The 13,224-nt window shown below is 52.6% G+C and carries 14 protein-coding genes and 1 rRNA gene; 14 read left to right on the top strand and 1 reads right to left on the bottom strand.

Annotated features, from left to right (window positions below; translation table 11 throughout):
• Positions 1-217 precede the first annotated feature (217 nt).
• Complete coding sequence (locus CJ260_RS12150) at positions 218-1,120, bottom strand: DMT family transporter (RefSeq protein ID WP_095630392.1); 903 nt, start codon at positions 1,118-1,120, stop codon at positions 218-220.
• A 185-nt stretch (positions 1,121-1,305) separates the two neighbouring features.
• Here CJ260_RS12150 and CJ260_RS12145 point away from each other — a divergent pair, with 185 nt between their 5' ends.
• The 14 genes from CJ260_RS12145 to CJ260_RS12080 all read left to right on the top strand — a co-directional run.
• Positions 1,306-2,757 (top strand): nicotinate phosphoribosyltransferase, encoded by a 1,452-nt coding sequence (locus CJ260_RS12145; RefSeq protein ID WP_095630391.1) that lies wholly within the window; start codon positions 1,306-1,308, stop codon positions 2,755-2,757.
• A gap of 133 nt (positions 2,758-2,890) precedes the next feature.
• A complete protein-coding gene (locus tag CJ260_RS12140) occupies positions 2,891-3,685 on the top strand; it encodes an ADP-ribosylglycohydrolase family protein (RefSeq protein WP_095630390.1) in 795 nt (264 codons plus the stop codon).
• Between the two features lie 11 nt (positions 3,686-3,696).
• A complete protein-coding gene (gene larE / locus CJ260_RS12135; RefSeq protein ID WP_095630389.1) occupies positions 3,697-4,527 on the top strand; it encodes an ATP-dependent sacrificial sulfur transferase LarE in 831 nt (276 codons plus the stop codon).
• On the top strand, positions 4,528-5,181 hold the full coding sequence (gene nth / locus CJ260_RS12130) for an endonuclease III (RefSeq protein WP_095630388.1): 654 nt from the start codon (positions 4,528-4,530) through the stop codon (positions 5,179-5,181).
• Between the two features lie 55 nt (positions 5,182-5,236).
• Positions 5,237-5,632, top strand: coding sequence for a hypothetical protein (locus CJ260_RS12125; RefSeq protein WP_095630387.1), 396 nt, complete (start codon positions 5,237-5,239; stop codon positions 5,630-5,632).
• Between the two features lie 64 nt (positions 5,633-5,696).
• Positions 5,697-5,837 (top strand): six-cysteine ranthipeptide SCIFF, encoded by a 141-nt coding sequence (gene scfA / locus CJ260_RS12120; RefSeq protein ID WP_087476973.1) that lies wholly within the window; start codon positions 5,697-5,699, stop codon positions 5,835-5,837.
• 66 nt (positions 5,838-5,903) lie between these two features.
• Positions 5,904-7,337: a thioether cross-link-forming SCIFF peptide maturase gene (gene scfB / locus CJ260_RS12115; RefSeq protein ID WP_095630386.1), complete on the top strand. Its 1,434-nt coding sequence runs from the start codon at positions 5,904-5,906 to the stop codon at positions 7,335-7,337.
• Positions 7,330-7,518: a hypothetical protein gene (locus tag CJ260_RS12110; RefSeq protein ID WP_087476975.1), complete on the top strand. Its 189-nt coding sequence runs from the start codon at positions 7,330-7,332 to the stop codon at positions 7,516-7,518. The genes scfB and CJ260_RS12110 overlap by 8 nt, the downstream gene beginning before the upstream one ends.
• 245 nt (positions 7,519-7,763) lie before the next feature.
• Positions 7,764-8,498: a Fe-S cluster assembly ATPase SufC gene (sufC, locus tag CJ260_RS12105; protein ID WP_095630385.1), complete on the top strand. Its 735-nt coding sequence runs from the start codon at positions 7,764-7,766 to the stop codon at positions 8,496-8,498.
• Between the two features lie 31 nt (positions 8,499-8,529).
• The gene (gene sufB / locus CJ260_RS12100) at positions 8,530-9,966 is read left to right on the top strand and encodes a Fe-S cluster assembly protein SufB (RefSeq protein WP_095630384.1); all 1,437 of its coding nucleotides are present in this window, start codon (positions 8,530-8,532) and stop codon (positions 9,964-9,966) included.
• 96 nt (positions 9,967-10,062) lie between these two features.
• Positions 10,063-11,073 (top strand): SufD family Fe-S cluster assembly protein, encoded by a 1,011-nt coding sequence (locus tag CJ260_RS12095; RefSeq protein ID WP_233127993.1) that lies wholly within the window; start codon positions 10,063-10,065, stop codon positions 11,071-11,073.
• Between the two features lie 13 nt (positions 11,074-11,086).
• Entirely contained in the window at positions 11,087-12,307 is a 1,221-nt protein-coding gene (locus tag CJ260_RS12090) for a SufS family cysteine desulfurase (protein WP_095630382.1), read from the top strand.
• 13 nt (positions 12,308-12,320) lie between these two features.
• On the top strand, positions 12,321-12,761 hold the full coding sequence (gene sufU / locus CJ260_RS12085; RefSeq protein ID WP_095630381.1) for a Fe-S cluster assembly sulfur transfer protein SufU: 441 nt from the start codon (positions 12,321-12,323) through the stop codon (positions 12,759-12,761).
• Between the two features lie 367 nt (positions 12,762-13,128).
• Positions 13,129-13,224, top strand: a 16S ribosomal RNA gene (locus CJ260_RS12080); the annotation flags it as partial.

The following is a 13,224-nucleotide window of genomic DNA, read 5'->3' as shown; positions in this document are numbered from 1 at the left end:
ATAGAGTAAGATGATGATAGTGGCACATAGGTTTCCTCCGAGATATAGATTTTGTTTGGTAGCATTATTATATCAGAAACCTATGTGTCATTTTTTATAGGTGTTGCACTTGTATTGTAAATTCGCCGCCATAAAAAAACTGACCTCCCATCGTTAGATTTTTGGTCTAACTTTTGGGGGTCAGTTCAGAGAGGTTCTGCATCATGACAGCTTTTTATTAATAGGATAGATTTTTTCTGAACTGCAGAATCGCCCGGCTGGGGATTTGCGCGGAGAAGATGCCGATGGTCATGAGGACGCAGCCCATGAACTCGCGCATGCTCATCCATTCGCCGAGCAGAAGCACGCCGGCCAACGCGCCGAAAATCATTTCGAAACTGCAGAGGAGCGATGCCTCCGTCGGCGGGACCTTGCGCTGGGCGACGATTTGCAGGGTATAGCCGACGCCGCTGGATAAAATGCCGCAGTAGAGGATGGGTACCGCCGAGGCGACGACCATGGCGAGGGTCAGCGTTTCTCCGTAAAAGGGCATAGCGATAAAGTTGTAGCAGCCGCAGGCGATAAATTGGCCGACAGCCAGCTTGATGCCGGAAAAATACGGTACGAACCGGTCGATGAATAAAATGTGCAGGGACCAGAAGACGACGCCGATGAGATTCAGCAGGTCGCCGAAGTTGACGGCATCGCCGCCGCCGTGAAAAGCCAGCAGATACAGTCCCGATACGGCAATGAGGCAGCCGAGGATATGGGCCAGGCGCAGTGTATTTTTCATCAAGAGGCCGATCAGGGGGACGGCTACGATATACAGGGACGTGATAAATCCCGCTTTGCCGGCCGTAGTATAAATGAGTCCAACCTGCTGAAGGGAAGAGCCGGAAAACAGGAAAAATCCCAGAATCGCGCTGGCCGTCACGAGGGTCAGCCCCTTAGGCGGAGCCGCGTAGGTTTCCTTGTCCTTGCGGCGGTTCATATACAGTACGGGAAAAAGGGACAGCGCGCCCAGCCAGAACCGGAGCCCGTTGAAGGCGAAGGGGCCGATCGTTTCCATGCCCGTGCGCTGGGCTACGAAGGCGCAGCCCCAGACGAGGGCTGTGAGTAAAAGCATAAGTCGATATTTCACGTGCTGATGCTCCTTTCGTATAAAAATATGCAGAACGAATTTATTATACCATGAAACCTGCGGCGAATACAGGGGCCGCCGCAGCGCCGGCAGAACTGGCCGGGCAACGGAATGGCAAAATTTCATTGCTCCTATTCATTCATATGATGTATAATATACGTAGAATTAATTTGGAGGCGAGTGTATTGTATACTAATGCATTGCTGACGGACCTGTATCAGCTGACGATGATGCAGGGGCTGTTTTTAGAAGGCAAACACGAGCAGTACTGCGTGTTTGACCGGTATTACCGGAGCAATCCGTTCAACGGCGGCTATACTGTCGTCGCCGGATTGGAACACTTGATCGACTATGTTTCCCGCATCCATTTCAGCGATGACGACATAGACTACTTGAAACAGACGGGGATTTTCTGCGATGAATTTCTCGAATATCTGCGGACTTGGTCTTTTACCGGTGACATCTACGCCATGCCGGAAGGCACCGTGGCTTTTCCGCAGGAAGTACTCCTGCGCGTTCATGCCAAAAAAGACGAATGCCTGCTCTTAGAAACGTGCATGTCCATGATCATGAACCATGAAAGCCTCATCGCTACGAAGGCCCGCCGCGTCCGTACCGTCGCCGGCAAAGACGCGCTGATGGAATTCGGCCTGCGCCGGGCACAGGGAGAATCGGCCGGCGTGTACGGCGCCCGTTCGGCAATGATCGGCGGCTTCAACGGCACGAGCAACGTGCTGGCCGGCGCATTGTTCCACATCCCTATTCTGGGGACGATGGCTCACAGCTGGGTTATGAGCTTTCCGACGGAACTGGAAGCGTTCCGCGCCTACGCCCGGCAGTATCCGAACAACCTCATCCTGCTGGTCGATACGTACAATACTCTCAAGCAGGGCGTGCCCGACGCCATTACGGTTTTCCAGGAAATGAAGGAAGCAGGCACGCTGCCTAAGTCTTACGGCATCCGCTTGGACAGCGGCGACTTGGCCTACTTGTCGAAGGAAGCCCGCCGGATGTTTGAGGAAGCCGGTTTCGGCGACGCCGTGATCGCCGCGTCGAACGACCTGGATGAAACGCTTATTTCCGAATTGAAGATTCAGGGCTGCGCTATCAATTCGTGGGGCGTCGGCACCAATCTGATTACGGCGAAGGGCAGCCCGTCCCTGGGCGGCGTATTCAAGCTCGTCGGCCAATACGACGGCGATGTCTTCGTGCCGAAAATCAAGATGAGCGACAACGCCGAAAAAATTTCGAATCCAGGGATCAAAAATGTCCTGCGCATTTACGATAAAAAGACGGGAAAGATGAAAGCGGACATCATTGCGTTGGAAGGAGAAACGATCGATCCGACGCAGGACCTGCATTTGACCAGCGACAAAGCGCCGTGGCGGTCGCGGCTGATTCCGGCCAATTCCTTTGAAGTCAAGACGATGCTCCAGCCGATTTTCCTGAAAGGAAAGCTGGTCTATGACCTGCCGTCCTTGTCGGATATCATCGCCTATGCGGACGAACAGATGGACAGCCTGTGGCCTGAATACCAGCGCCTCGTCAACCCGGAAGAAATGTGGGTACAGCGCAGCGCTAAGGTTTCGGCATTGCGGGAAAAGGTTTTGAAAGAAGAATCGCTGCATTTCTTTTAAGCAGCATGAATAGGACACTGCATATTCCGGCAAACGGGATGTGCAGTGTTTTTTTGCATAGGCGGACTCTTGCGTACTATGATATAATACATCATATATGCGTTTCTTGTATTTGAAATAAGAAGGTGGACGAATGAAAGGGACGATTTTGGGCGATATTGTCGGTTCGCCTTATGAATTTTGCGCAAGTCCGGTTAAGACAAAGGATTTCGTCTGGTTTGCCGAGGGCTCGCGGTTTACGGACGATACGGTGACGACTGTGGCCGTCGCGGCGGCCTTAGCTGAAGGAAAGGAATCGCGCTGCGGGTATATCGGGCCGCTGCGGCGGCAGCTGAAATACTGGTGCCGCCGATACCCAAACGCCGGATTTGGCCGGCAGTTTGCCTGCTGGTTTTCGTCGGACGACAGCGCGCCGTACGGAAGTTATGGCAACGGCGCGGCCATGCGCGTAGCGCCTGCCGCCTGGGTCGGCCGTTCGTTGGACGAGGCGCAGGCCCTGGCGGAAATTACGGCCCTCGTCACTCACGACCATCCCGAAGCCATTCAGGGAGCCGTTGCCGTGGCGTCCGCCATATATTTAGCCCGCACCGGGAGCAGTAAAGACGATATCCGCGCTTATATGAGGAAGTATTTTTATCCCTTGACGGCATCTCTCGATGAAATACGGCCTGGATATGCCTTTACCTGCCGGACAGCGGACAGCGTGCCGGAAGCGATTGAAGCGTTTTTGGAAAGCGATAGTCTGCAGGACGCTATTGGCAATGCCGTGTCCCTAGGAGGCGATACGGATACGCAGGCGGCTATTGCCGGCTCCATTGCCGAGGCGTTTTACGGCGTGCCCGATTGGCTGTGGCAGAAGGCTTGTTCCTATTTGCCGAAGGATATGCTGGCTGCTGCAGTGAATTTTGAAAGGCAATATATGAAGTAAGGAGCGATATCATGGCCAACAAAGAACTTTTAACGAAATATGAAAGGCTGCGCTCTGTCGTCGCCGATATGGGCAGTGTCGTCGTCGGGTTTTCCGGCGGCGTAGACAGCACCTTTTTGACCTATGTCGCCTGGGACGTATTAGGCGATAAGGTTTTGGCCGTAACGGCTGTGTCGCCGACTTTGCCTGAAGGAGAGGAACGCGCGGCCTGCCAGATGGCGGCGCAGATGGGAGTCGCCCATGTCGTCATGCCGTCGCAGGAATTTGAAAATGAGGAATTTGTCAAAAATCAGCCGGACCGCTGCTATATCTGCAAGAAAATACGGTTTACTGCGTTAGCGGCCTTGGCGAAGGAGCGCCAGTACCGGTGGGTCGCCGACGGCAGCAACGTCGACGATTTAGGCGATTACCGTCCCGGCATGAAGGCGCTGAAAGAATTGTCCGCCGTCGTGCGCAGTCCCATGGTGGAAGCGGGGCTGACGAAGGGAGAGATACGGGCGCTTTCAAAAATGCTCGGCCTGCCGACATGGAACAAGCAGAGCGCGGCCTGCCTGGCCAGCCGGATTCCCTACGGCGTGCCCTTATCGCCCCGGCGTCTGCGCCAGGTCGACCAGGCCGAGGCATATATTGCGCCCTTTGTGAAGGGAGCATTGCGCGTGCGCCATCACGGAGACGTCGCCCGCATCGAAGTGGGACGAGATGAAATCCCAGCCGTGCTGCAGCATGGAGAAGAAATCGTCCAGGCCCTGCGCGGCTGCGGATTTACTTACGTGACCGTCGATTTGGGCGGATATGCCATGGGAAGCTTAAACGAAGGAATCGAGACGAGGGAGGAAACATAAATGGCAATTACGAAGAAAGTAAAGCAGGAAATGCTGCAGCTGTTTCAGGATCAGTACGGCATCATGAAGCCGGCTTTGCATTATACGACGCCTTTTGAGCTCATGATAGCCGTCATCTTATCGGCCCAGTGCACGGACGAACGGGTAAACATCGTCACGGCCGGCATGTTTCCGGAATATAACACTCCGGAAAAGATGCTGACCCTGGGTCTGGAAGGGCTGGAAGAAAAAATACGCACCTGCGGCCTGTATCACAGCAAAGCTAAGAATATCTTGGCCAACTGCGCTATCCTGTGCGAACAGTACGGCGGCGAAGTGCCCCAGACCTTCGACGAACTGGTCAAGCTGCCCGGCGTAGGGCGCAAGACGGCGAACGTGCTGGTCAGCATCTTATTCGACACGCCGGCCATCGCCGTCGACACGCATGTGTTCCGCGTGTCCAACCGCCTGCGGCTGGCTGAAGGGAAGACGCCTCTGGAAGTCGAAAAGGGCTTGCAGAAAGCCATTCCCGAAGAATGGTGGAGCCGGGCCCATCACTGGCTCATCTGGCACGGCCGCCGCGTATGCAAAGCCCGCAAGCCGGCCTGCGACGACTGCTTCCTGGCCGATCTGTGTCCTGCCTCGTCAATTGACAAAAAAGCTAAAACTCGGTAAGATAGAACATGCTTAGGCTACAGCCATTTTAATAATGGGGGAGGGTTCATTCAATATGGATTTAAAATACGTAAAGGGCAGCTATATGGATGAAATCATGTGTGAAGGCAAGCCGGTCTTATTCATGCTGGAAGGGCTGGAAGAAGGCCGGGACGAAGAAGCTCGCCGCTATGGCGAATTTGTCTGGGAATGGATTTTGGCGCACCGCTCCCGCGTTATGGCCCACGCGCCCCTCATCGCTAATTTTAAAAATAAGAAATGGCGGGCTGAAGGAGAGCCCGAAGTATCGGCAGAAGAAATATGCAGCTACCTGCAGCGCATCAATTCTGTATATGTAACTTATAACGGCGGCTTTGATATCTTCTTCGATACGCACAACGTCTTTGAGGAACGGTCCATCGTCGTTTCTATGGGCAAAAACTTCGTCTTTAAAGGCGTTAAGCTCCTTTAATATATTGTCGAATTACGAGTGATGTGATACAATAAAAACAGTCTTGACAGTGAGGTGAAAGATAATGGCAAAACATATCATTACGATTAATACGGAATCGATTCAGAAAACGACGCAGCATGCTGGCTGCAGCGAATGTCAGACTTCTTGTCAGTCCGCTTGCAAAACGTCCTGCACCGTAGGCAATCAGGTCTGCACGAAATAATCAACATTGTTTATGAGGACGCCCTTTACCGTCAGGTAAAGGGTATTCTTGTTGTATGGAGGAATAATGACTACGATAAAACCGATGATTCACAAGTATTGTCAAAACGGCACGTACATGCTACTGGACGTCAACAGCGGCATTATCAATGTAATAGATAAGATGACATACGACATTCTCGACGTATACGACGGAACGAATAAGGACGCCGTATACGAGGCTTTCGCCGGCGCGTATGCCAGGGAAGACATAGCGGAGACGCTGGGCGAACTGGACGAGCTCATCGAAAAGGAGTTGCTCTTTGCGCCTATGGCCGAAGACTTCCAGGTCGTCGCCGAAGAAGAGCCTATTGTAAAATCCCTGTGCTTGAATATTGCCCACGACTGCAACCTGCGCTGTAAATATTGCTTCGCGTCGCAGGGCGACTACGACACGCATAAGCGGGAGCTCATGAGCTTCGACGTCGCGAAACGGGCCGTCGACCTGCTTATCCGCAGTACCGAAGGGAAGCGGCAGCACTGTGAAATCGACTTTTTCGGCGGAGAACCGCTCATGAATTTCGACGTCGTCAAGCAGACGATCGAATACATCCGCGAGCAGGAAAAAATCCACGACAAAGTCTTTAAGCTGTCCCTGACGACGAACGGCATGCTGCTGGACCCGGCCAAGGTCAAGTACCTGACGGAAAATCATATCAGCCTGATCCTGAGCCTCGACGGCCGTCCGGAAGTGCACAACCGCATGCGCCCCGACGCCGGCGGCCGCGGCTCCTATGATTCGTGCGCTAAAAATCTCGTCTACGCGGCGGAGCACCGCGACGGTGAAGAATACTACGTCCGCGGCACTTATACGAAATACAACCTGGACTTTGCCAAAGACGTGGAACACATGGCCGATTTAGGCTTTGAAGGCCTGTCTATGGAACCTGTCGTAGGCGACGATTTGTCCTATGCCATTACGGAAGACGATTTGCCCCGCATTTATGAAGAATACGACCGCCTGACAGATTTATATTTGCAGCGCATGGATGAAGGCCGCCCTTTTATCTACTACCACTTCATCATGGACTTGTACCGCGGGCCCTGTATTGCCAAGCGCCTCCGAGGCTGCGGCGCCGGCCATGAGTACATGTGCGTCGTACCGAACGGCGACATATATCCCTGCCACCAGTTCGTAGGCCAGGACGAGTACGTCATCGGCAATGTATATGACGGCGTTACGGATACAAAGCTGCCGCCCTTGTTCCGCGATATGCACGTTCTCAACAAGCCGATTTGCTGCGACTGCTGGGCGAAATTCTTCTGCAGCGGCGGCTGCCATGCCAACAATATCAAATACGGTGGAGATATCAAAACGCCGTATGCCCTGAGCTGCAAGATTCAAAAGAAGCGCATTGAATGCGCCATGTACATCCAGGCCGTATTAGCCATGCGCGGCCAAAAGGTTCTCTTATTTGGCGACGACCGGGATGACTGCGAAGGATGCGGCGCCTGTGAATAAGCTGAAACGAGGCTTGGTGCTCGTCGTATTTCTCTATCTCCTGTATGCGATTGCGAAAGAGGGGCCGACGACGGAATTGGTCGGACTGCTCTTGCTGCTGGCTTTTGTCTTTGTCATGCAGTGGTGGATGAAGAGCGACCTTCGCAGGCGAATGAAAGAAAAACAAAAAGACGACATATAATAGGATATCCGTATGCGACGCGCAGGAAGAACGCCGATTTCTCCTGCGCGTTTTTATATTCGGAAAGAACGGAGCATATCTTGAAAGTGGATGTAGAAAATAAAATATAAAAAAGTCTACTAATTTTGTTGACTTTATGATAAAACAGGAGTATGCTATGGATGTAAGCAAAAGTGCATCGTAAAGGTGTACTTTTAATTTGGAGTAATTGTATATTATTTATAGACGCGCAGGAGTGAAGCATTATGGCAGAATTATTAAACATAGAAGGGCTGAAAGTAGAAGTTGAAGGAAAGGAAATCTTAAAGGGATTGGATTTAACCGTCCGTGCCGGCGAAGTTCACGTCATTATGGGAACGAACGGTGCAGGGAAATCGACGTTGTTCAACGCTGTCATGGGGCATCCGAAGTATACCGTTACAGGCGGCAGCATTTTCTTCGAAGGAAAGGATATTACGCGCATGCCCGTAGACGAACGGGCTAAGGCGGGAATTTTCATGGCTTTCCAGTCGCCCATTGCCGTGCAGGGGATTTCTGTGGAGAACTTTACCCGCAGCGCTAAGAGCACGATAAGCGGCGAAACGCAGCGCATCATGCCTTTCCGTAAAAAGCTGAAAGCGCAGATGGAAGAACTGAAAATGGACAGCTCCTATGCTTCCCGCTACGTCAACGACGGATTTTCCGGCGGCGAACGAAAGAAGACGGAAATCCTTCAAATGTGCATGCTGGAACCGAAGCTGGCCATGCTGGATGAAATCGACTCGGGTCTCGATGTCGACGCCGTCCGCGTCGTGTCGCAGACGGTGGCGAAATACCATGACGAGGGGAACGCTCTCATGGTCATTACGCATCACAGCGAAATTTTGCAGGGCCTTCAGCCGGACGTGGTTCATGTCCTCATCGACGGAAAAATCGTCAAGTCCGGCGGCCCGGAATTGATCCAGGTCATCGAGGAAAAAGGATACGACAGCTTTAGATAAAGAGAAAGGCAGGTACCATGTCATGACTACTATGGCCAATGCGGCGGAACAGAAACGGGAAGACGAACGCAGGACGATCGAAGCGTTTTCTGATTTCAGCAATATATATAACTTTAAAAAGGACTTTACCTATTCCTATAAAACCGAGGCCGGCTTGACGGAAGACATCGTCCGGACTATTTCGGCAGAAAAAAAGGAACCGAAATGGATGCTCGATTTCCGTTTGAAATCGCTGGATATTTTTCACCATCTGGAATATCCTGTTTGGGGTCCCGATATCAGCGAACTCCATATGGACGACATCGTTACCTATGTCCGGCCCAATACGCAGATGAAAGCCAGCTGGGATGACGTGCCCGACGACATCAAGGACACCTTCGACCGACTGGGGATTCCCGAGGCCGAAAAGACGTCCCTGGCCGGCGTAGGAGCCCAGTACGATTCGGAAGTCGTATACCACAGTATTCAGGAAGAGCTGGTGCAGCAGGGCGTCATCTACACGGACTTTGAAACGGCACTGCGGGAATACGGGGATATCATTCAGGCTCATTTCATGAAGCTCGTGCCGCCGACGGACCATAAATTTGCTGCGCTCCACGGCGCCGTCTGGTCCGGCGGCTCCTATGTATACGTGCCGGCCGGCGTAGACGTATCCATTCCGCTACAGAGCTATTTTCGCTTGAACGCGCCTGGAGCCGGCCAGTTTGAGCATACGCTGATTATTGTGGAAAACGGCGCGAAGGTGCATTTCATTGAAGGCTGTTCCGCGCCGAAATACAACGTAGCCAATCTCCACGCCGGCTGCGTCGAATTGTTTGTCGGCGACGACGCGTCGCTGACCTACTCGACCATAGAAAACTGGTCGAAGAATATGTACAACTTAAATACAAAACGGGCGATTGTCGGCCGAAACGGCACGATCAACTGGGTGACAGGGTCTTTTGGTTCCCATACATCCTGCCTGTACCCCATGAGCATCCTGCAGGGAGAAGGAGCGCACTGTGAATTTACAGGTGTTACCTTTGCCGGCAAAGGGCAATATCTCGATACGGGATCGAAGGTAGTCCACAACGCGCCGAAGACGACGAGCAATATCAATTCCAAGTCCATCAGCAAGGACGGCGGCGTCTGCATTTACCGCGGCAGCGTCGTCATCAATCCCCGCGCCGAGGGGGCGAAGGCCAACGTCAGCTGCGAATCGCTGATGCTGGATGAACAGTCGCAGTCCGATACGATTCCGGCCATTGTCGTCAAGAACGACAACGTCGATCTCGGCCATGAAGCATCTATCGGCCGCATTTCCGACGAAGCCGTTTTCTATCTCATGAGCCGCGGCCTCAGCGAAGATGAAGCTAGGGCGATGCTGGTCAAGGGCTTCGTAGAACCTGTTTCCAAAGCTCTTCCGCTGGAATACGCCGTAGAGATGAATAATCTGATTAACCTCGAATTAAAAGGGTCATTGACCTAAGGAGGGGAGATATACATGAACGTAAAGACAAAACCTGTGATGCAACTATATAATGAGCTTCCCCGGCCCACATTTCGGACAATAAAAGTCAATAACTTGGAGCTTGAACCTCTGCCGGAACGGCCATCGGGCAGATATACGCCGCAGCATCAGCGTGAAGGGGACATTTCCCTATATTTTTATCAGGGAAACGGCATGCCCGACCTGGGAGAGTTTCAAGGGGCCAATGCCGAAGCGCTGGAACGGGCCCTGCGCCATGCCGATAAGGGATGCGCCATTGAAGCCGAAGCGGGAGCCAAGGGGACGGCCCGCTTAGTATATGAAGTAAACGACGACCATCCGACGTTGAACCGGCAGCTTCGCATTACGGCCGGAGCTGGCAGCGACGTAACAGTATATTTAGTATTTGAAGGCGGCGCCGCTGGCGGCGAGGTAAACTTCCTGCATTACATCCGTGCAGAGGCAGGCGCTCATGTCAAAATCGTGAAGGTACAGCTTCACGAAGGCAATGTCCGCCACATCGAGCACCGGTATGCCGAAACTGCCGAAGGCAGTTCCGTCGAATACGTCAGCGCCGAGCTGGGGGCAAAGGAAGCCGTCGTATATTACAAAACGGATCTCCTGTACGATGAAAGCTCCTTTGACAGCAAAAGCTTGTATTTAGGCAAAGATAAGCAAATCGTCGATTTTTCCTACTGGATTCCCATGCAGGGCAAAAAGACGAAAGCCGACGTCGCCATAGCGGGGGCTTTGCAGGACGAAGCGAAAAAAGCTTTTCGCGGCACTATCGATTTCCTGCGGGGAAGCAAAAAGGCCGTCGGGTCTGAAGCCGATACGTGCATTCTCCTGAGTCCTAAAGTCCATTCGATTTCCGTGCCCCTACTGCTGTGCAAGGAGGACGACGTCGTCGGCAATCATGCTTCCAGCGCCGGGCAGATTGACGAGGACACGCTGTTTTATCTCATGAGCCGCGGCTTCGACTATCAAGGCGCCCAGGCGATTATCGTCGAGTCCCATATCCGTCCTGTTGTCGACGCCTTAGGCGACGGCGCGCTGGCGGAGCGGGTGCTCCAAACCGTGCGAGAACGGATGAATTCCCAAGGATAGAAAGGTGATAGCTATGCTGAATGTACGCAATGATTTTCCCATTTTAACGAAACGGCACAACGGCCATCAGCTCGTGTATCTCGACAACGCGGCGACGACGCAGAAACCGCGGCAGGTCATTCAGGCCGTCGTCGATTTTTTAGAAAACCATAACGGCAACCCCCATCGCGGCGCTCATATCCTCAGCGTCGAAGCGTCTGAAGCCTATGATCAGGCGCGGGAAGCCGTGCGCCGGTTCATCAACGCCCGCAGCGGCGAAGAAGTCATTTTCGTACGCAATGCGACGGAAGGGATGAATCTCATCGCTCGGAGTTACGGCGAAACGCACTTGCAAAAGGGAGATAAAATTATCATCCCTATTTCAGAGCACCATGCCAACCTCGTGACATGGCAGCGGGTCTGCCGTGCGACCGGCGCGGAGCTGGTATATATGTATCTCGACGAAACAGGTCATTTTACGGAAGACGATTTGGCTAAGATTGATACATCTGCTAAAATCGTAGCCTTCGCCGGCGTCAGCAATGTGTTGGGCATGAAGGTGCCGGCTGAAAAAATCATTGAACGAGCCCACGCTGTTGGAGCCGTCGTCGTGTATGACGGCGCGCAGGCGGTGCCGCATATGAAAGTCGACGTACAGGCGCTGGACTGTGATTTCATGGTTTTTTCCGGACACAAGATGCTCGGCTCTGCCGGTACGGGCGTCGTCTACGGCAAAAAAGAACTTCTTAATGACATGGAACCTTTCCTGCTGGGCGGGGACATGATCGAATATGTACAGGAACAAACGACGACCTTCAACGTATTGCCTTTTAAATTTGAAGCCGGCACGGAAAACGTCGAAGGCGCCGTGGCCCTCCATGCGGCCATTGAGTATCTCGAACGCTTGGGCTGGGAGGCTATTGAAGAACACGAACATGCCTTAGTCGTCCGGGCTTTGGAGGGGATGAAGAAGATTCCGCACATCCGCATTATCGGCAGTACGGACCTGGAAGAAAAGACCGGCGTCATCGCCTTCATGATAGACGGCGTCCATCCCCACGATGCGGCGACAATTCTTGACAGCTACGGCATCGCTATCCGTTCCGGCCATCACTGCGCCCAGCCTTTCGGCGCTCATATCGGCGCGGAAGCGTCGAACCGCATCAGCTTCTACATCTATAATACGATAGAAGAAGTAGACTATTTCCTGGAAACGCTGCCCTTAGTGCGCAGGCAGATGGGCTACAAGGACTGAGGAGGCGGACGATATGGAAGCAATGAACGAGTTATATTCTGATATTATTTTAGAACATAACCAGCACCAGGAAAACAAGCGCTTGCTGAAGATCTATACGATGGAAGAACGAGGCCATAACCCGAGCTGCGGCGACGACATTACGCTGCAAGCCAATATCCGGGACGGCGTCATCGTCGATGCGGCCTACACCGGCCACGGCTGCGCTATCAGCCAGGCGTCGGCAGATATTATGATAGATATCATCAAGGGGAAATCGGTAAAGGAAGCTCTCCGCCTAGTCGATTTATTCTTGGAAATGATTAAGCGGAATATTACCGATGAAGACCAGCTGGAGGAATTGGAAGACGCCATAGCTCTTAAAAATATTTCTAATATGCCGGCCCGCGTCAAATGCGCCGTCTTAGCATGGCATACGCTGAAAGAAGCCGTCGAACGCGGTGAGATACAATAATTGCCGGCCTTTTAAACTGAGTATACATGCCGCCTCCCATTGCGTTATGAGAAAATGCATTGAGGCGGCATACTTTTTTTGAAAAACGTATTGACAACAGGACGAAAAGGGGATATACTAAATAAGCTGTTGCGGCAGGGCGCCGCGGCAGGCCGGATAGCCGGTTCGCTTGAAAAGAACTTCAAAAAAGTGCTTGACAAGCCCGGGCGAGTCTGGTAAGATATACAAGTCGTCGCGAGACGGCATGGCCTTTGAAAACTGAACAATGTGATACGAAACAATACGCCAGAGTGCGAGGTCTTAGCAATAAGATTTCAAAACAGGTAATACCAATAATAAGTAAGAACGAGCAATCAGCTCTTCACATATCATGGAGAGTTTGATCCTGGCTCAGGACGAACGCTGGCGGCGTGCTTAACACATGCAAGTCGAACGGGAGGACATGGGAAGCTTGCTTCCTATG

The sequence above is a fragment of the Megasphaera sp. ASD88 genome (assembly GCF_002287425.1).
In the GTDB taxonomy this organism is placed as follows: Bacteria; Bacillota; Negativicutes; order Veillonellales; family Megasphaeraceae; genus Megasphaera; species Megasphaera stantonii.
This window is presented reverse-complemented; position numbering and strand designations above follow the sequence as displayed.

What these genes read in the sequence shown, in the direction of transcription:
- CJ260_RS12140 (WP_095630390.1), top strand. Translation starts at nt 2,891, where the DNA reads ATGAAAGGGACGATTTTGGGCGATATTGTCGGTTCGCCTTATGAATTT.
- larE (WP_095630389.1), top strand. Translation starts at nt 3,697, where the DNA reads ATGGCCAACAAAGAACTTTTAACGAAATATGAAAGGCTGCGCTCTGTC.
- nth (WP_095630388.1), top strand. Translation starts at nt 4,528, where the DNA reads ATGGCAATTACGAAGAAAGTAAAGCAGGAAATGCTGCAGCTGTTTCAG.
- CJ260_RS12125 (WP_095630387.1), top strand. Translation starts at nt 5,237, where the DNA reads ATGGATTTAAAATACGTAAAGGGCAGCTATATGGATGAAATCATGTGT.
- scfA (WP_087476973.1), top strand. Translation starts at nt 5,697, where the DNA reads ATGGCAAAACATATCATTACGATTAATACGGAATCGATTCAGAAAACG.
- scfB (WP_095630386.1), top strand. Translation starts at nt 5,904, where the DNA reads ATGACTACGATAAAACCGATGATTCACAAGTATTGTCAAAACGGCACG.
- sufC (WP_095630385.1), top strand. Translation starts at nt 7,764, where the DNA reads ATGGCAGAATTATTAAACATAGAAGGGCTGAAAGTAGAAGTTGAAGGA.
- sufB (WP_095630384.1), top strand. Translation starts at nt 8,530, where the DNA reads ATGGCCAATGCGGCGGAACAGAAACGGGAAGACGAACGCAGGACGATC.
- CJ260_RS12090 (WP_095630382.1), top strand. Translation starts at nt 11,087, where the DNA reads ATGCTGAATGTACGCAATGATTTTCCCATTTTAACGAAACGGCACAAC.
- sufU (WP_095630381.1), top strand. Translation starts at nt 12,321, where the DNA reads ATGGAAGCAATGAACGAGTTATATTCTGATATTATTTTAGAACATAAC.